The organism is Dactylosporangium sp. CS-047395 (assembly GCF_050942185.1).
Lineage (GTDB): Bacteria > Actinomycetota > Actinomycetes > Mycobacteriales > Micromonosporaceae > Dactylosporangium.
In genome coordinates this window covers 348,405-366,884 of record NZ_CP192015.1, presented here as the reverse complement: position 1 = coordinate 366,884, position 18,480 = coordinate 348,405, and the positions used below count along the sequence as shown (strand labels likewise).

Sequence of the window (18,480 nt, the reverse complement as noted above, 5' to 3'; positions counted from 1 at the left end):
CACATCACAGCTACTGTCCGCATCCATGAAGGGTTTCGGGAAGTACTGGGGATACATCGCGCTGATCCTGCTGCTCACCGCGTGGTGGACGACGAAGATCGGTCCAGGCGTGCTGATCGTATTGTCAGTGGCCGTGACGCTGTACTTCCTGTTTCAAGCGCCGATCTGGTGCGGGGCGATCACCCGCGACGAGACGCTGTGCCGCCGCAACGCGTCCGGGTTGCTGCTCGGCTGCAGCTATCGGCAGCACAAGTGGCAAAAGCTGAAGATGGCCGTTGTACCCCCGATGTGGCGCAGGCTCAACCAAGGACTCTGGACGAGCCCGGCGACGGGTCTCGCCACCATTGGCACGATCCTGGGCCTCGTCTCGGGCTTCGCCGGACTCGTGAAGTCAATGCTCGAATAGCGGACGTCAGGAGGCCGGTCGACGAAGACGGTACCGGCCGCGGTCGAGCCGCTCGAAGTCGTCGAATGTCGTCGCGTGGTGGTCCGGGGCGTCGACGCACATCCGTGATGTGACGTGCGTCCGGATGGTCGATTCCGCGTACCGGCTGTCCCGCCGCCGCATCTCGACAAGGACATCGTTGAGATCGAACGAACTTTGTCCAGATCGGCGCAGGATGTCAGCGACGGCCAGCAAAATCTCGTCGCGCGCTGTCGAGGCGTGCATCGTCGGCGTCCGCTGTTGCGGCGCCGCGACCGGCTTCGGTGTGTCAAGAACGAGCGGCGCCGCGGGCCGTTCGAGCCGAGCCACCGGGAGGCACAGGTACCGCAACTCAACTGCTCGCCGACCGCTTGGCGCAACGGTGCCGTAGTGCCGCCAATGGCATCGGTACCGTCCAGTGAGCATCAAAGGCGCATCCCGCTTACTCGTGGTGCCGACCCCAGCGGCGGACGACCAAGCGAGCAAACCGTTCAGCACGCGATCCTCGTGGATTCGGAAGGCTACGTCGACCGGACTCGCCTTGATGCCCGGCCGCCAGTACGCGGGATCGTTGGTCAGCGTGAGAGCGATGCCTTCGTCGGCGTAGCCGTCTGCGATGAGTCGCTCCAACCGAACGACGTCTTTGACGACGTCGTAACGGCTGATGTCTTGCGCGCCCTGGTTCGGCAATTCGAACAGCTCGCCGCCGACCTCGCCAGCGAAGGCCGCGACGAGGTACTTGAGTTCGATCGCGATGCGTCGCTCAGACAGCCGCACCAGCAGGTCCAAGTGCACGCCCCGGCTCGGGCGAGGCTCCAAGCGCAGCTCGGCGTCCGGATGGCGCTGCTGGATCAGCCGTGCGAGGGCGTGCTGGAAGTCGCGTTCGGAATGGAACAGCGGGCGGCGCCGCGCCAGCTCGCTCATGAGGGCCGGGACATCCACGCGGTACATCCTGCGAGCGGATGGACCCGGAATGGCTCCGCCGATCGGCTAGAGCAGCGTGCCCTGGACGGGGAAGGTCAGGCGGGCGGTGGTGATGCTCTCCAGGATCTGATCCTCGTTCAGCTCACGCTCCATCACCCGCGCGTAATTGCGCCCGCGGTTGTGGGTGTTGCGCATCCGCACGACGTTCGGGAACCGCCCGACCGCGCGCATGTCGCCCAGCCCCGACAAGAAGATGAGCTGAATCCCGTTCGCCGCCGCCACCCGCCGCTGCAGATCCAGGAACGCCACATAGTTCGCGGTCCCCAACGGATTGTCCATCGGCAGTACGCCCAGCCCCGGCACATCCCCTCCCCGGTTCGCAGCGCGCAGCCGGGCCAGCATGCAGAACAACAAAAGGCTGATCGTGACCTTCTCGCCGCCGCTCCACTTGCTCATCAGTTCGACCGGCTGCCGGTCGTCGGTCAGCTCCGTCGACGGCTTCAACACCCGCGCCACGAAGTTGCCGCGGCCCACCACCGCCGCGATCGCCTCCCAAGCCAGCGTCAAACCATCCGGGATCGGGTCCTTGCCGGCCACCAGCTTGTCGACCAGCCGCTCCACCCGACTCCGCAGCGTCGCGTCGCTGGTGTCCACACTCGACCGTGGGCCGACGTCCAGGAAGCGCCGGTTGCGCAAGTGATCGGCCAGCCCCGGCGGCAACTGCGCATGGTGTTGCGCCCGCTGCAGCGTCTTCAGACCCTCGCGTACCTCCGCACACAACGCGGTCACGACCAGGTGCTTGTCCTTCTCCACGGCGTCGAGCTCGCCGGCCAGCCCGTGGCGATACGTCGTGAGCTGGGAACCGAGCAACTCCGTGGCCGCGAGATCGAGCCGCCCATCGCGGAAGCGATCGCGTACCTCGGGGCTCACCGCCGCGAACCGCTCCTCCGCCGCCCAACGGTCGATGCGGTGCGCCTCGGCGTTGAGCCGGTTACGAGCAGCGGTCACGCCACGATCCGCGGTCTGCAACGCACGACGAGCGGCCCGCGCCGACTCTCGGGCGGCATCGACATCGCCGGTGAACGGCGGCGCCTCCGCAAGCTCGGCGTCCTCGGTCAGGTCGGTCACGAGCTGCTGGAAATCGTCGGCGCGACGGCGGGCAGCCGAAGATTCCGCCTCGGCCGCGGCCGCGCGCTCACGGGCCGACTGCTCCACTGAGCGCGAGTCGTCGAGGCGGTGCTGGGCCGCGTCGGCGAGCCGGGTGGCCTCGTCGGCCGTCGCCGGGTCCGCGCCGTCGAACGAAACGAAGGAGCACCCGTCGAGCAAGCGACGCGCATTCGCAAGCGCCGCGCCCGCCAGTGTGGCATCGCGCTGAGCGTCGAGATATGCGCGTTCGGCCTCGCCCACTGCTCGCCGTACCGTCGAAGGATCAGCAACGTCCAAAACACCCTGCGCGCTCGTGCGCTCCGCCGCCGCGAACTGCGCGATTTCCTCATCCAGGGCCGCGAGCCGACTCGTAATCTCCGCGATCGTCGCCTCCAGCGCAGACCCCGAGGTCTGGCGCAAATAGGCGTCGTTCGCAGCCTGATAAGCGTTCGTGGCCTCAGTCAGATTGGGCAGCGACGAGACCGCCTCAGGAGACGCGATGCGCTGCAGCTCCTCGCACCGAATCCGGTACTCGCCGGCCGTCGCAACCAATCGATCGGCCTCAGCGGCATTGCGCGTGGCAACCTCCGCGGACACGCGTTCGTCCGAAGAGGATGAGCGAAGCTCGTCATGCAATTCAGCGCGCACCGCCGGCAAAGAAGCCAATTCGTCGCGCATCCGCGCGGCGTCCGGGGCGCGCCGGGCCAGATCCGACAGCACCGCGATGCGAATTGTCAGGCGCCGCCGCCGCTCGGCCAGGTCGCGGCGCGTGTGCTCCAGCAACGCCGCGCGCTCGTCGAGCACCAGCCGCGTCTCCTGCAGCTCACCCAGCCGCGTCTCGAACGCCAGCGAGTCGGCCGCGAGCCGGTCGTGCCGCGCGTCCAGGTGCTCGCGATGCCCCGCCGGACACCGCACGCCCAAATCGAGCAGCTGACCGCGCAACCGCATGTCGCGATCGCGCGATTCGAGCAGCTCGTGCACACGCTGATTGCGCACGTCGCGCCCGCGGTTGCGTCGGTCGGTTTCAGAAGCCGCACTTGTACGGTCATACATCGCCGAAGCCGGCGCCAGCACGAACCCGACCGGCTTGGCCGCCTCAGAGTCCACAATAGACTGCAAGTCGCCGGTCGTCGCAACTTGTATCGCCGACGTTGGATACAACTCGGCGGACGACAACACCGCACGCGCCCGGTCCAGGTCGGCCGGATCGCGCACGAGCAGCCCACCCACCAGATGGGGAGCGTCGGCGATCACGGCCGACCAGGCAGCCGGCGGTACCGAATCCGCGAGATGATGCCACCCTGTCGTCGCCGGAATCCGCTCAGCCGCAAGCACATCCGCCGCCCGGGCGAGGTCGAGCGCCGCCGGAAGCAGCCCCCGCGCGGACGCCAGCGCCTGCACCGCCCGATCGTCCTCGGCGTCGGCCACCGCCAGCTGGATGCGATGCCGGTCGGCGGTGATGACGGCCTCGGTCAGCAAGTCCACAATGGACCGTTGCGAGTCGATCGGGTCGACACGGTCTTGCTCCGCGAGTACAGTCAAGCGCGGATCGGTAGCCAAGGCCTCGATCTCGGCGAGCAGCGGCCCGCGTTCGGCGTCCAGGGCGGCCTTCTCGCGGGCCAGCTCGGTGAGCGCGGCCTGCGCCTCGGCGCGATCCCGTTCGTATGCCGCGCGATCAGCATCCAGCCGCGCATGCTCAGCCGGCAGCTCATGCTCGATCCGCCGAGCGGCCTCGGCCTCATCCAGTTGCGCACGTGAGAGCGCGCGATCGAGTTCCATCCCGTCAAGATGCTCAGCGGCCGCAGCAAGATCACGGTCGAAAACGGCGAGCTGGTCCGCGATGGTGCGCTGCTGCGCATCGAGACTGCCCAGCCGGCCTCGCAATCCGTCGGCCAACGCGCGGGCGGTGGCCTGCCGCTCCCGAGCGACCGACGCCTCATCCATCACGGTCGCAGCCCGCGAATCCAGCTCGTCAGCGGCATTCCGCAGCACCGCCAACAAGACAGCCGCGGCGTCCGCGCGGTCACGGCGCAGCGGAGCGGCCCCCGCCTCCGCCTGTTCCTGGTTGCGCCGCGCCACCTCCAGCCGCTGCGCCTGCTCGACGTGGCGAATGAGCGTCGGCACCAACTGCCACGCCCGATGCGCATGCCGCCGCTCAGCAACCAGCGCCTCGGCCGCGCGCGCCACCACCTCGGCGTCTGCGTGCGCGAGATCCGCGGCCCGCCATTGGTAATGCCGAACCTCGTCGGACAACATCGCGGATGCGGCAGTTGCCCGCGGTACCGACGAATGGGCCTCTTCGGAATCTGCCGCAAAGCCCTCAGCAGCGGTCGCGGCGGACCGGACGGCAGCACTCAACGCGCCCGCGAGCCCGGCCGCATCCAGACGCGCGGCCTGTGCCGCCAGCTCGGCGTCGGCCAGCCCGTCCCGAGCCGCGGCCAGGTCCGTGAGCAGCGCCGCAGCCTCGTCACAGAAGGCGACCTCGGCCCGCAGCCGCGGCTGGCGAGCGAGCCGATCCCGCGTCGTACGCAGGATACCGGCCACCTTCCCCGCCGACGTGGGCTCCGTGACCAGGGTCAGCAGATACTGCACAAAATCGTCGGCCGTCCGGAACTTGAAGTGATGCTCGATCCCGCCCTCGGTCGCGTTGATCTTCAAGATCGCGGTGAACAGGCCGGGGTCGAGCCCGCGGTCCTGCAACGCCTGCGACCAGCGCTCCTGCTTCGTGGTGACGACCGGTTCCGTCTCGTGCGGCAGTCCCTCGACCGCCTTCGCGAAGTCCTTGAGTTCCGCCGTCGCGAACGGCAACTGTTCGAGCTCGACGCCGGCCGTCGGCGTGAACGCGTACCACGTCTGCCGCAGCCGCTCGTGGGAAGCGTTCGGGTCCGAAGGTTGCGCGCGATCCGCCCACTCGTAGACGCCGCCGGTGACCAGCCGCTGGCCAACCGGGTCGAGCCACTCGACGACGACGTGGGCCGTGTCCGAGCCGAGGATCGCGTCCTCGAGGTGCCGGCCGGTCGTGGCGGTCGCCAGGAAGTCGCGCCGATCGGGCCGGATGAGCGCGCACAGCAGCGCGATGAGCGTCGACTTCCCGCCGCCGTTGCGCATCCACAGAATTGTGTCCAACGGCGTGCCGTCGCGGCTCGTCAGATCCAGCCACACGTCGCGGAATCGGGCCGCCGGGGAGCCGATCCGGTCAAGGTAGACGCGCCGGATCCGCCACAGCTTCGCGGGTGCCGCCATCAGTGCTTCACCGACCTCATCGCCTCGAGGGCCTCGCCACCCGCCACATCGGCCACCAGCAACCGGAAGCGGTCGGTGAGCTGGAACGTGGTCGGCCCGAGCTGCGGCATGAGCCGCGCGGCGCCCCGCTCGACGAGCCAGCCGAGCACCTCGGCCACCGCGAATTGCGTACAACCCTTGGCCGGCCCGGGCTGGCGGTCCTTGGGCCGGAACGCGGCCGTGCGTCGATAGATCTCGGCGGCCGCGCGGGCCTGACCGTCCACTGTGTCCTCGTCGCCGGGAATCGCACGGACCCGATCGATCGTGTCGCGGATGAACTTGTCGAGCGCGGCCACCTCGACCGTCTTCACCTCGGCGCTGTCGAGGTCGACCTCCTGCGGGAACGCGTAGGCGGCCACACCCAGCACGACCAGCCCGGCGATGAGCTTCTCCTCGGCCGACATGCCCGTGCTGCGCAGGTCGCCCATGCGCACCGCGAACACGCTGCCGGGGTACGTGCTGAGCACGAGCCCGGTCCGCGCCGGCGCGCCGAGCACGACTAGCCCGAGCCCGCTCGCGAGCGTGTCGACGGTGTCGCGGAACAGGGTCTGGCTGCGGTACCGCTCCAGCAGCTTGCCGTACGGGTTCGCGTCGGTCGGGCGGGCCCCCGTGCGCAGCCCCAGCGCGACCAGTTCCGCCGCGGCCCGAACGTCCTCGATCGGTACGGTCACGCTTCCTGTTCCTCCTGGTCGTACAGCACGTACAGGTCGTCACCCCACGCCATCGGGTGATCGAGTTCGGCGCCGGTTCGCTCGGTGTGGATCGGCGCTTTGCGGTCCTCGCCGGGCTCGACGGCGTCGGGTGCGTACGCCCACAACGCCGACAACAGCACCAATTCCGCCGTCTGCTCATCTTCGGCGTCGTGGAGTAGGTCGGAAAGCAAAACCGGCTGCCGCTCAGCGCGTTGCAGAATCCGCGTCACCTCGGCCACGACGGCCGGCGGATAGGCCTGGAGCTCGACACCCTCGCTCTCCCCGGGCTCCTCGGCCTCCTCCTCGTCGGCCCCGGCGAGCCGCGGCGGCGCCAGCAACATGTCAACGAGGCTTTCGAGCTGGAGCAGCCGCGGCAGCTGCAATCCGACGACTCGATCGGCGAACACCTCGACCACATTTGTCGCCGCCTGCTGAGGCAATTCCAGCACCGGATGGAGCAATTCCCGCTCAACATTCAGAAGCCGCAGGTGTACTCGCCGTGCGAACACCTGCTGCAGCTGTGCCTCGATGAAGATCGTGCGGGCGTCGGTGACCCGTTCGGCTAGGTCAAGGTGTACCTGCCGGATGCGGCGAAGGGTGTCCACGAGGTCGCCGGAGGCTCTTCTCACCTCGGCATCCGTCTCGAAATCGATGCCCGCCGCGACGTGATTGAGCACGTCCGCGTCGGCCGCGATACGCGCCTCGACATGCTCGCGCGCACGCTGCAGCCGCTGCGGCACATCGTTCACCCAATCGACTGAACGCACATCCCGGCGCGTCGCATCGAGAATGTCGGCCAACGATGCCGACATGGCTACCGAGACCCGTTCGGCCTGCATCGCAGTACGACCGGCGGCTTCGAAACGACGATCCCGCAACTGCCGCTGCAGCACCACCGAAAACGCCGCCTCCGCGTCGTCGACGTCCAGGTCGAGCCCGTTGAGATACAACATGACGGCCTGCGGGGAAGCGAGCACCACGGCGCCGTCGGGGCTGTCCTGCAGCTGGAGCAGCTTGAACGCGTACTCCTCGCTGTTGTCGAAGGTGTACACGAACGCGCGCTGGTTGTCGGCGTCGTTGAGCAGGCCTTTGACCACCCAACGCGCCGCGTCCTCGTGCTCGCTCATCGCCGCCGGCCGCATCTGCGCGGCCAGCTCGGCGATGGACTCGATGAGCTCGGCGAGCGTGAGCGACCGCGCGAACCCGAGCGACGCCACGGCCAGGTCGATCGCCGCGAGGGCGAGTTGCCGCAGGTCGTACGCCTCGTGAATGTCCGCGTGCACCGCATTGCGCACGAGCCGCGCGACCGGATCGGTGAGGATGAGCGCCCGCCAGCGAGCACGCATCGACGCATGGCCAACCGGCGAGGTGACGAAGAGTTCCGTCACCCGGGACCCTCCCTCACCTCGCCGAATACGTTGTCCGTCCTACCGTAGCAACCACTTTCGCCAGATCTGGAGCAGCGAAACGAGGTACGACGTGCGACCGAACCGCGTCGACCACTGGTGCTGCATGCACGTGGTGTCCGCGCCGAACGTCAGCGTGTCCGCCCGAGCCGAAGCGCCGGGCGCGCCTTTGCCCAGGTCAAGGCCGTACGCGAGGACGGTCGCGTCCGGGTAGGCGGCGACGATCGCCGACCACGCCGTCGGGAAGCTCTGCGTGGCGCCGTTGGGCACATTCGCGAGCGAGCGTGTGCTCCACCACTTCGCGTCGCCCTTGCGCAGCGCGTCCCAGTTCTGCCACCTGTTCGGCGTGATGGTCTGCCCATCCTGGTAGGGCTCATAGACCAGGGTCGTGAAATCGCCCGCATTGAGCGTGCCGCCATTGATGTCGATCGGCAGCTGATACGACCACACCGCGACGCCATTCGGAGCCAGTTGGTACGTCCGGTAGGCCAGCTTGCCGATCCGGTTCAGCTTCACGGCGCGGCGCGGCTCCTCGAGGTACAAGGCCTTCGCGTTGGCGTCCGGAAGCGTCGCCTCGATGCCCTCTTTGGTCACCTTGAGGGTCGCGCTGGAATTCGGATTGGTACTGCTGGGCGCCTCACCGTTGGAAGTCGTGAGGTACCCCTGGGTATTACCGTGCCGGACCGTGCTGCAGGACGCGACCCGCGGCAGCTTGAACAGCTCGCCGACGGCTCGCTCTTCCGCGTTGGCGGCGGTGCCGAGCACGAGCAGAACGCCCACCCCGGCCGCCGCCGCCAAGCGGAAACCCTGACGAAGTCTCATCGCACTTCCTCCATGACCGTGTCGAGAAACCGGTTCATAAAGGACGAACGACTGGATTCGCCGCGCGGCGCGGAAACTCCTTCCATCGAGGGAGCTTCGCGCCGCGGTGTTTAGAACAGCTTTTTGGCTGACCCGAGGCGCAGGAACACGGTCTCACCGGTGGCGTCGGAGAGCCCGTCGTTGTCGGTGATCGCATACACCTGGCCGTCGCCGCCGATCGTCAGACCCTCGAGCTTCTCCTGCGTCCAGCCGTTGTCGGCGCGCAGGTACGGAAGCACGTCGACGGCGAGGTGCTTGGGCAGCACCTGGAAGGCGCCGGCGGTGTTGGGGACCCGCACGGTGTACACCCGCTTGATTTTCGCGTTTGGTCCGTTGAGCTTGTCCCGCTCGATGACCGCGAGCGTGTTGCGGTCGACGGCGACGATTTCCGACAGCCCGATCCAGTCACCGGCGGTCGTCGTCGATTCGAGCTGGTAGCCGAACCACGTCCACTGCTTCGTGGTGAGGTTGTAGCGCCCGATCCGCGCCACGCCCTTCGGGTCGGTGCTGAGCTCGCGCTGAAGGGCGACGAAAAGGTACTCGCCGGACCCCGTCACGCCCTCGATGCCCCATTTGGAAAGGCCGGCGGCAATGTCGGCGGGCAGCGGTACCGTCTCGACCGTCTTGCCCTTCTCGTCGAGCCGGACGAGCTTGTTCTCGGCCCCGGTCGCGCCTTCCACGCCGAGCCAGAAACCGCCCTGCGGCCGCGCGTAGATGCCTTCCGCGTCGTACCCGACCGGCGCCCCGGCCGCGTCCGTGACCGTCAACTCGGTCGTAATTTCGGCCGGCTTGCGCCCCGCGTCAATCGTGAGAATGCGCGTGGGCGTGTAGGCCGCATCGGTGACGGAGTACAGCTTCGAGGGCTTACCCGGCGCCGCGGACAGCGCCCCGAGCGCACCCCAGCCGATGGTGTCCCGGCTGACAATGCTCGGGAATCCGGGCTCGTTCCGCCCGAGCTCGAAAATGCTGACGCTGGACCGCACGTTGACCGACGCGTCGTCCTCTTCGCTGGAAACCGCGAGCATGTCGCGCCCCGGAATCGGCAGCAGCCCCTCGGGCCCGTTCGTGGTCGCCAGCATCTGCTTGAACACCGGCCGCGCCGGGTTGTCGATGTCGTACACCGCGACGAAGTTGCTGCGCTCCGACCCGACGAACGCGTAACGCTTCCCGTGGAAGGTGGCAATAGCGAGCCCCTCGGGCTCGGTGCCCTTCTTGCCGGCCCGGTCCTCGTTGTGTAGCCCATAGGTCACCGCGAGCCGCTCGAACGTGTTGCCGGCATCCCAGACGACCCGCCCGGTGTACGTGTCGAACACCGTCCAGCCGCGCGTCCCGCCCTTCCAGTCCCCTTCGTTCGCGGTCGCGACATAGCGATCGTCAACCCAGGCAATGGAATCGGGCTCCCGCGGCACATCGGTGATCTGCCCGGTCAGGTCAATCTTGCCGTCGTCCTTGGTGTCGATGCCCTTGACCGCGGCCGTACCGGCGGAGAACACCTTCTCGATCCGCCCGCTTCGCAGATCGATGACGACGATCCCGTTGTTCTCCTGCAACGTGAGGACGAGCTTGTCCTTCTCATTGATGGAGACGTACTCAGGCTCCGCATCCTCGGGCGCGGTGATGCCCTTGAGCTTGTCGGCCGGGAGCTCCACCTTGCGCACCGACCACCGCGCCGGGTTGTCGGACGGGAAGTCGACGATCTGCACGAACCCGCTCGGCGCCTGCGGCAGGTCCCCGTCGTTGACGTCCTCGTCGCGCTGATTCTCGATGGCGATCGCGGCGTACCGCTTGTCCTTACCCTTGCTCAACGCAATCGAGTCGGGCTGACCGCCGAGGTCGAGCGTCTTCACAACCGCGCGGTCTTTGATGCGGATTACCTTCAGTACACCGGAAGGGCTCGTGAAACTCGTGCTCGTGTCGACGACAACGAGCGCGTAGTCCCCGCGCACCGCCACCGAGGTCGGCTCCCCATCCATCGCGAGGGTGCCGAGTCCCTTGGGCTGCTTCTCGTTGCGGATATCGAGAAACCCGATCCGCTTGGCGAGGGCATCGGTGTAGATGAGCGTCTTGCCGTCCTCAGTGACCGCAGAAATCTCGGCGGCGGTCTCGGTAGCGGCATCTTCGCCGGCGGGGCGATTCTGGTAGACGGGGTAGGTCGCCTGACGGTCCCAGAAGAGCGTGCGATCGAAATGCGCGCTGGCGGCGGTGGCGGGCAGCAGCCCGGCCGAAGTGACCGCAAGGGTCACGAGCGCAGCAGAAATCTTGCGATGAGCCATGCGATGTGACCTTGGCATGCCCCAGAGACCACCACCGGTCACCCTCGTGAACGCAGCGTGTATTCGCGAGGCGTCTGGCCACCGTCCTCGATCGCGTGAATCAACAGCCCGGCTGGGTGGCATGTCGTCGGCCCCCGGTATCCAGCCGGCGCGACAACGACGATGAGTTGCATGCGGAAGGCGATTGCCCACTTGTTGGCTGTTGCGGTGCTGGCCTCGGCGGGCGGATGTACGACTGCCGCGCCGCAAGACCCGTCGGCTCCCAGCCCTTCTCCTAGTTCCGTCGGCCCGACCGCACGCCTCGGGGCTCCGTTCCGGAATGGAAGCTTCGAGGTCACCATCACTCGAGTGGCCAAGGATGTGCACGAACTGCCACTGGACGAGACGGCCATGTCAGGCGGATTGAAGCCGTTCCAGCCGGAGAACGGCCTCTTCGTCCTGGCCTATGTAACCGCTCGCAATGTCGGCAACCAGCCGGCGTCGATGAGCGTGACGGATGCGATGCTCACCGACTCCAACGGCAAGTCGTTCCGATCCAGCGGCCCGTACCTCGGCGGGGTCGTCGGCCAGGAGCTGGGCGACGAACAGCAGCCAGACACCGCGCGGTCCGGCTTCATCGTGTTCGACGTACCGCCTTCGATCGGCGAGCCAACGACGCTGACGGTTCAGTCCGATGCCTATATGGACACCACGAACCCGGTAACCGTCGTCGACGTTCGGACGCAGCGCTAGCCTCCGTCGGTGACGACGTTCCATCGACGATCTTACAGAGCTCGGACAAAAGTAAACACTCTTTACAGTTAGTCGAGGTTGCGATAGAAAGACGCTCCAGAACCGGGTACCCCGCCTTGGCCCGGCTCCCGTCCCAGGAGCGTCCCCAATGGACAGATCGAGATCGGCGCGCTTGCGTCGGGTGCTCGTCGCGGCAGCCTCCATCGCACTCTGCGCCGTCGCCATCGTCCCGTTCAGCCCTGGCACCGCGGCCGCCGCGGGCACGGGCGCAATCTCCGGATACGGCGGCAAGTGCGTCGACGTCGCCGGCGCCAATAGTGCGAACGGCACCCAGATCCAGCTGTGGACCTGCAACGGCACGAGCGCCCAGAATTGGACCGTGGGCAGCGACGGTACGATCCGCGCCCTCGGCAAATGCCTCGACGTCTCCGGCGGCTCCACCGCCGATGGGGCCAAGGTCCAACTGTGGGACTGCAACGGCACCGGCGCCCAGCAGCGGGCCGTCAGCGCCGCCAACGACATCGTCAACCCACAGGCCAACAAGTGCCTCGATGCGTCCGGCTGGGGTACGGCCGACGGCACCCCGCTGCTGACCTGGTCCTGCCACGGCGGCGCCAACCAGAAGTGGACGGTCCCGGGCGGCGGCACGGGTTCGTGCAACTACCCGAACTGGGTCGCCGGACAGTCCTACGCCACCGGTGCGATCGTGCGGTACACCAACGGACAGCTTTACCAGGCCACGCACGACAACCCGGGCTACGACCCGACGATCAGCACCTGGTTCTGGTCGCCCTACTCCTGCGGCGGTACCAGCACCGGCGGCTTCGTCGTCAGCGAAGCGCAGTTCAACCAGATGTTCCCGAGTCGCAACGGCTTCTACACCTACGCGGGCCTGACCGACGCGATGAAGAAGTACCCGGCCTTCGCCACCAGCGGCAGCGACACGGTCAAGAAGCAGGAAGCGGCGGCGTTCCTGGCCAACGTCTCCCACGAGACCGGCGGCCTGGTCTACATCGACGAGATCAACACCGCCAACTGGCCGCACTACTGCGACTACAGCCAGCCCTACGGCTGCCCCGCCGGCCAGTCCGCCTACCACGGCCGCGGCCCCATCCAGCTGTCGTGGAACTTCAACTACAAGGCGGCCGGCGACGCGCTCGGCGTCGACCTGCTCAACAACCCGGGTTTGGTCGGCACGAACTCGTCGATCTCCTGGCAGACCGGCCTCTGGTACTGGATGACCGGCACCGGCAACGCCGGCACCACCTCGCACAACGCGATGGTCAACGGCCAGGGCTTCGGCACGACGATCCGCGCGATCAACAGCATCGAGTGCAACGGCGGCAACCCCGCGCAGGTGCAGAGCCGCATCAACTCGTACAACCAGTTCGTCGGCATCCTCGGCGTCCCGGCGGGCGGCAACCTGTCCTGCTGAACCATCGAGTACCGGCATCAACGGCTGGTCATGCCACTGGCGTGACCAGCCGCTTGCCGACGCGATCTACGCCATCACGCCGCCTGAAACACCGTGTCGGCGTGCCACTCCAGGAATTCTCGGTGCGGTCGGTCGGGCTTTCGTTCTGGGACGTCGATCTGCCGGCCGCTGCGGGCGTAGAAGTACTCGCCGTTGCCGAAGTCCTCGCGCAGCCGCGGACTCACCATCAGCCGGTACGACGGGTCGACGCTGAGGTACCCGCGGTCGAACATGATGTGGACGTCGGAGCGCAGCAGCAGGCCATTGTCGAGCCGGTGTTCGCCACCACTCGGCAGCGGCAGGATGTGCGCCGCTTGGAGTACCGGCCGGATCTTCGCACCCGTAATCGCGCAGCGACGCTGGTAGGCGTCGAGCACCACACCCTTGAACGCCTGCTGACCGAGGCGCTGGGGCTGCAGCCGCGGGTCGCCGTAGACGTCCCCTTGGCGGTGCCAGGGCGCGCCCAGGTCGATCTCGACGTCGACGCCGGTCAGCCGGTGGAACAGATCGAGGAAATAGCCCGCATAGGCGGGCTCGGCCAGATCGTAGGTCTTGCCCTGCATGATGCTCGACGCAAAATTGGGCGGCGGATCTGCGATCAGGTCGGGGGCGAAGAAGCGCGTGTCGCGGATGAAGACACACCCGATTTCCGGGTCGTCGCGCGGCGCGAGCGGCTGGTTGCGGTAGCGGCCGATCGCTTCCCGCATCTGCTGCAGGCTGGCGGCGCCGTTGCCCTCGCGGTACAGGTTCCAGGCTTCCGAGATCGGCAGAGGCACGAAGCCGCTGAAGAAGCCCCCACCGACGACACGGTTGTCCGGGCTTTTGGTCTTGAAGTAGAACGGCTCACCGACCTGCAGCGCGCGGAAAGCTTGACTGCTCGCCGGCCGCCAGAAGTTGACCTCCTGCAACTGCGGTCGGTCGGCCAGGAACCGGTACCAATTGCCGTCCGTCACCCCGACATAGGCCTTCACGACCACACAGTTTGCCGCATGGAGCCCCGTTCGTCCGAGCACAGGAAGAGCACGGCGCGTTCCGCGGATTGAGAGCCGACGGGGGGACTTGAACCCCCAACCTTCCGATTACAAGTCGGGTGCGCTGCCAGTTGCGCCACGTCGGCCTAGACACACGATCGTACTTGGTCGGTGCGTCCCCTCGCGCCCCAGATCCCCCCGGGCAAAGCACCCGAAGCTCGACAAATCGTCGCGCTGACCTTGGCATCACGGGCTGTAGCGCTTAAGGTGGGCAACACTCCGCGTCCGGCATTGAAGCCGGGGCGGTGAGAACTTCTACTCGGATCGTCCGGCACGTTCCTGCCGGTGGAAGGTGGCTCCCCCATGGCTACGGTCACGTACGCGAAAGCGTCCCGGATTTACCCCGGCACGCCGCGTCCCGCGGTTGACCAGCTTGACCTCCAGATCGGTGACGGCGAGTTCCTCGTGCTCGTCGGGCCTTCTGGCTGTGGCAAGTCGACGTCGCTGCGCATGCTCGCTGGGCTCGAGGACGTCGACGCCGGCGACATTCTGATCAACGACAAGAACGTCACGCACCTGCCGCCGAAGGCTCGGGACATCGCGATGGTGTTCCAGAACTACGCGCTGTACCCGCACATGACGGTGTACGAGAACATGGCGTTCGCGCTCAAGCTGCGCAAGACGCCGAAGCACGAGATCGACCGGCGCGTGAAGGAAGCGGCCGCGATGCTGCAGCTCGAGGACTACCTCGGGCGTAAGCCGAAGGCGCTCTCGGGTGGTCAGCGGCAGCGTGTCGCCATGGGTCGCGCCATCGTGCGTGAGCCGCAGGTCTTCCTCATGGATGAGCCGCTGTCGAACCTCGACGCGAAGCTGCGTGTGCAGACCCGTTCGCAGATTGCCACGCTGCAGGCCAAGCTCGGCATCACCACGGTGTACGTCACGCACGACCAGGTCGAGGCCATGACCATGGGTCACCGGGTGGCCGTCCTGCTCGACGGTGTACTGCAGCAGGTCGACAGCCCGCGCGCGCTGTACGACCGGCCGGCCAACGTCTTCGTCGCGGGCTTCATGGGCTCGCCGGCGATGAACATCAAGACCGTGCCGCTGACCGACCAGGGTGGGCGCTTCGGCGACGTCATCCTGCCGCTGTCCCGTGAGCAGATCGCCGCGGCGCAGTCGGACGGGGCGAACGGGCGCGTCACGGTCGGCTTCCGGCCCGAGGACACGGACCTGGTCGGGCCGAACGACGGTGGCATCCCGGTCACGGTCGACCTGGTCGAGGAGCTCGGCTCCGACGCCTACGTGCACGGCACCGTCGCGCTCGAGGGCCAGGACGAGCGTTTCGTGGTACGCGCCGACCCGCGCCGCACCCCCCGCCTGACCGAGATCGTGTACGTCCGGCCGCACGCCAACACGCACCACGCGTTCAACGCCGCGACGGGTCGCCGCATCTAAACAACGAAGTACAAGAGGGAGCGGCCAGGCGGCCGCTCCCTCTTTTTATGCGAATGACCAGACCTGCAGCTTCCCCTCGCCCACACAAGCGATCTTCGTGGCGTTCCAGGAGCAGCTCGCCCCCGCGACCTTCGGCAGCGTGCCCAGCGCGACCCGCTCGCCCGAGGAAGCCGTCACACCGACCAGCGTCACCGTGTCGTCGACCGAGCTGGGCGTCTTGGCAAAGAAGAGCAGGCTGCCGTTGGTGACGCGCACGCCGTACCCCGTCTGGTCCTCGGGCTTCAACAGCTGCGCGCCGTCGAAGCTGTAGAGCCGGCTCGACCCGGCGCTGCCGCCCGGCGTCGAGGCCAGGATCTGCCGGCCCGCCGGGATCAGGCCCGTGGTGTTCTTGGCGTCGCCCTGCCAGACCTGCTTCTTGTCGGGGATCGAGATCGAGCGCAGGACGGTGTCCGCCGCGCCCGAGCCGGAGTCGAGCACGCACAGGCGGTCCGGGCCGCACATCGCGAGATCCTCGACCGTGCGGTCCGGCGAGGTGTAGATCTGCACCGGCTCGGCTGTCTTACTCAAGTCGAAGACTTTGATGGTGTACTTCGAGCTGGTCCCGTAGACGAACAAGCGCTGATCGAACAGGGCGTACCCGGTCGAGTATCCCGAGGTGTCGTCCCATGTGCGGACAACCTTGCCGGTCGCCGCCGCGCGCAGGTTGATTTTATCGCCGTCGATGGTGACGAACTGCGAGCGCGACTTCAGATCGCGGTTCGCCGGGGCGCCGGTAAGGTCGGAAGGGCCTTTCTCGTCGCCGCCTACAACCGGACCGATGACCTTGGTGCCGCCCTTCGCGTCATCGTCCACCGTCCACTTGTTCTTACCGTCCCAGCCGTACCCGTTGACCTTCTTGTCCTTGCTCGAGTGCCAGATCCACACGTCGGACAGGAACGACAGACTGTCGGACGTGTTCCAGGTCAGCTTCGTCTTCTGCTTGCCCGAAGTGTCCAACATGATCAGAGCGGGGGTGGTGCCGCCCTTACCGACCAGGACGATGCCGTCCGGGTTCGGATAGACGCCCCACGTGTAGTTGTCGTCGCCGATGTCGTACTGCCACAGCCTCTTCTTGTCGTCCAAGTCGTACGCGACGACGTGCGAGGTCTTGTCCTTGACGTACACCGCGTAGGTCTTGGTGCCCAGCGTCGCCGTCACCGGGTAGTCGATGTCCTCGGCGAGGTCGAGCGAACCGGCGTTCGACACCGTCTTGAACGCAACGTCGTTGACCTTGTCGCGGAAGAAGAACCAGTAGCCGGCCCCACCGACCAACGCGAGCACGACCACGGCCGCGATCACCCCAACGAGCAGCCCGGTCCGGCCCCGCCGACGAGCAACCGGCGAACCCGGCGCGCCCGGCGAACCGAGCGCACCCGACGAGCCAAGCGCACCCGGCGAGCCAAGCGAACCCGAAGCACCCGGCGTCGCCGGAGGTGCCGAGAACGGCGAAGGAGGAGATGCCGAAAACGGCGGAGTAGGAGGAGTAGGAGATGCCGAAAACGGCGGCGCCGGCGGCGCTGAAAACGGTGCCGTAGGCGGGCTGACCTGGCCCGGCCGCATCGGATAACCGGCGCCAGGAGGAGCCGAGACAGGAGAACCGCCGAAACCGCCCGAGACCGGCGAGATAGGCGCGGAAGGAGGCGCGGTAGGAGGCGCTGACGGAGGAGGTGCAGAAACAGGAGCCGCGGAAACAGGAACACTCTCGGTGCGGTAAGCAGCCTGCGGTACAAACTCGGCAATAGCGCCTTCAGCGACCGGCAGTTCGGGCTGCTCCAGTACCGTCGGCGCAATCCCCAGTTCCGCATGCAGAAGCCGCGCCGCCAGTGGAAGTCGCGACGACCCGCCCACGAGGAACAGCCCGGCGAGCTGATCCGGCCGCAGCCCGGCGCTGTGGATGACCTTCCCGGTCTCCCACACCGCGCGCCGGATGAGCGGCTCGGTGACCCGCTCCAGCTCCTCGCGCGTCATGTGGATCGCCTGCTCCTGGCCGGGCACCGTGATCGGCGCGACGGTGGAACGCGACAGCATCTCCTTGGCCCCGCGAATGTCGTCCCAGAAGAGCCGCCGATCCCGACGCTGCGTGGTCGACTGCGGGTTCCGCAGCGCCTCCCACGAGGCAGGCGCGATCACGTTGCCGAGATGCTCCACGATGGCCGCGTCGACATCGAGCCCGCCGAGATCCTCGATCCCGCCCGAGCCGATGACGGTGAACCGCCCGTTGTCGTTGCGCACGATCGCGATGTCGAGCGTCCCGCCGCCGAAATCGAACACGGCGAGCGACGACCCGACGGCAACCGGCCGGCGCAGAATGTCGGCGAAGTACCGTGCCGCCGCCACCGGCTCCGGCACCAGTGTGCTCGGCGGCCAACCCGCCCGGCGCGCCGCGTCGGCGAGCGTGTCCCGGCGGCGGGATCCCCAGGCCGCGGGGTACGTGAGCACCGCCGGAGGCAAAAACCCGACCGCCTCGACAGCGGCCCGCGCGACCGAGGCCAGGATCGCCGCCAGCAGGTCGACGGTGGCCAGCTCGCGATCACCCAGCAGGACCTGCGGCTCGTCGATGCGCCGCTTCGGGTTGGGCTCGAAGCGGGAAGGGTCGAGCCCGGCCATCCGGTACGCGTCGCGGCCCACGTGGATGCGCCCGTGCTCGTCGACGTACACGCCGGAGGGCATGATCGGCGCGCCGTCGACGAGCAGTGGGCGCGTGCGGCCGTCAGGGTGGCGGATCACCGCGACGGTGTTGGACGTGCCGAGGTCGACCCCGATGGCGAAGCCCTGCTGAGGCTGAGTCACCGGCCCATATT

At 67.6% G+C, this 18,480-nt stretch carries 12 protein-coding genes and 1 tRNA gene; 4 read left to right on the top strand and 9 right to left on the bottom strand.

Features of this window, described 5'->3' with window-relative positions; genetic code table 11:
* Nucleotides 1-25 precede the first annotated feature (25 nt).
* Nucleotides 26-406, top strand: coding sequence for a hypothetical protein (locus ACQP00_RS01715; RefSeq protein ID WP_433213288.1), 381 nt, complete (start codon nt 26-28; stop codon nt 404-406).
* 6 nt (nt 407-412) lie between these two features.
* On the opposite strand, the gene ACQP00_RS01710 is transcribed toward ACQP00_RS01715, so the two are convergent.
* The 6 genes from ACQP00_RS01710 to ACQP00_RS01685 form a co-directional block, all read right to left on the bottom strand.
* Complete coding sequence (locus ACQP00_RS01710) at nt 413-1,348, bottom strand: DUF7669 domain-containing protein (RefSeq protein ID WP_433213285.1); 936 nt, start codon at nt 1,346-1,348, stop codon at nt 413-415.
* A 66-nt stretch (nt 1,349-1,414) separates the two neighbouring features.
* On the bottom strand, nt 1,415-5,737 hold the full coding sequence (locus ACQP00_RS01705) for a hypothetical protein (RefSeq protein ID WP_433213282.1): 4,323 nt from the start codon (nt 5,735-5,737) through the stop codon (nt 1,415-1,417).
* A complete protein-coding gene (locus ACQP00_RS01700; protein WP_433213279.1) occupies nt 5,737-6,447 on the bottom strand; it encodes a hypothetical protein in 711 nt (236 codons plus the stop codon). The genes ACQP00_RS01705 and ACQP00_RS01700 overlap by 1 nt, the downstream gene beginning before the upstream one ends.
* Nucleotides 6,444-7,856, bottom strand: a complete 1,413-nt coding sequence (locus ACQP00_RS01695; protein WP_433213276.1) for a hypothetical protein — start codon at nt 7,854-7,856, stop codon at nt 6,444-6,446. The genes ACQP00_RS01700 and ACQP00_RS01695 overlap by 4 nt, the downstream gene beginning before the upstream one ends.
* 39 nt (nt 7,857-7,895) lie before the next feature.
* Entirely contained in the window at nt 7,896-8,696 is an 801-nt protein-coding gene (locus ACQP00_RS01690; RefSeq protein ID WP_433213273.1) for a hypothetical protein, read from the bottom strand.
* A gap of 110 nt (nt 8,697-8,806) precedes the next feature.
* Nucleotides 8,807-11,008, bottom strand: a complete 2,202-nt coding sequence (locus tag ACQP00_RS01685) for an esterase-like activity of phytase family protein (RefSeq protein ID WP_433213270.1) — start codon at nt 11,006-11,008, stop codon at nt 8,807-8,809.
* 348 nt (nt 11,009-11,356) lie between these two features.
* Here ACQP00_RS01685 and ACQP00_RS01680 point away from each other — a divergent pair, with 348 nt between their 5' ends.
* Together ACQP00_RS01680 and ACQP00_RS01675 are read left to right on the top strand one after the other, a co-directional pair.
* Nucleotides 11,357-11,740 carry a DUF4352 domain-containing protein gene (locus ACQP00_RS01680; RefSeq protein WP_433213267.1) on the top strand — a complete coding sequence of 128 codons (384 nt, stop codon included), beginning with the start codon at nt 11,357-11,359 and terminating at the stop codon, nt 11,738-11,740.
* 148 nt (nt 11,741-11,888) lie between these two features.
* Nucleotides 11,889-13,175: a glycoside hydrolase family 19 protein gene (locus ACQP00_RS01675; protein WP_433213264.1), complete on the top strand. Its 1,287-nt coding sequence runs from the start codon at nt 11,889-11,891 to the stop codon at nt 13,173-13,175.
* A gap of 74 nt (nt 13,176-13,249) precedes the next feature.
* On the opposite strand, the gene ACQP00_RS01670 is transcribed toward ACQP00_RS01675, so the two are convergent.
* On the bottom strand, nt 13,250-14,185 hold the full coding sequence (locus tag ACQP00_RS01670) for an HNH endonuclease (RefSeq protein WP_433213261.1): 936 nt from the start codon (nt 14,183-14,185) through the stop codon (nt 13,250-13,252).
* A 73-nt stretch (nt 14,186-14,258) separates the two neighbouring features.
* Nucleotides 14,259-14,331: transfer RNA gene (locus ACQP00_RS01665), tRNA-Thr, on the bottom strand.
* A gap of 217 nt (nt 14,332-14,548) precedes the next feature.
* Between ACQP00_RS01665 and ACQP00_RS01660 the strand changes: the two genes are divergently transcribed.
* The gene (locus ACQP00_RS01660) at nt 14,549-15,640 is read left to right on the top strand and encodes an ABC transporter ATP-binding protein (protein WP_433213258.1); all 1,092 of its coding nucleotides are present in this window, start codon (nt 14,549-14,551) and stop codon (nt 15,638-15,640) included.
* Nucleotides 15,641-15,685: 45 nt separating this feature from the next.
* Here the strand turns inward: ACQP00_RS01660 and ACQP00_RS01655 are convergent, their stop codons facing one another.
* Nucleotides 15,686-18,469, bottom strand: a complete 2,784-nt coding sequence (locus tag ACQP00_RS01655) for an Hsp70 family protein (protein ID WP_433213255.1) — start codon at nt 18,467-18,469, stop codon at nt 15,686-15,688.
* Between the last annotated feature and the right edge of the window lie 11 nt (nt 18,470-18,480).

Bases quoted from the DNA above. Each gene is read 5' to 3' on its own strand.
- ACQP00_RS01715 (WP_433213288.1), top strand. From the start codon at position 26: ATGAAGGGTTTCGGGAAGTACTGGGGATACATCGCGCTGATCCTGCTG.
- ACQP00_RS01710 (WP_433213285.1), bottom strand. From the start codon at position 1,348: ATGAGCGAGCTGGCGCGGCGCCGCCCGCTGTTCCATTCCGAACGCGAC.
- ACQP00_RS01705 (WP_433213282.1), bottom strand. From the start codon at position 5,737: ATGGCGGCACCCGCGAAGCTGTGGCGGATCCGGCGCGTCTACCTTGAC.
- ACQP00_RS01690 (WP_433213273.1), bottom strand. From the start codon at position 8,696: ATGAGACTTCGTCAGGGTTTCCGCTTGGCGGCGGCGGCCGGGGTGGGC.
- ACQP00_RS01685 (WP_433213270.1), bottom strand. From the start codon at position 11,008: ATGGCTCATCGCAAGATTTCTGCTGCGCTCGTGACCCTTGCGGTCACT.
- ACQP00_RS01675 (WP_433213264.1), top strand. From the start codon at position 11,889: ATGGACAGATCGAGATCGGCGCGCTTGCGTCGGGTGCTCGTCGCGGCA.
- ACQP00_RS01660 (WP_433213258.1), top strand. From the start codon at position 14,549: ATGGCTACGGTCACGTACGCGAAAGCGTCCCGGATTTACCCCGGCACG.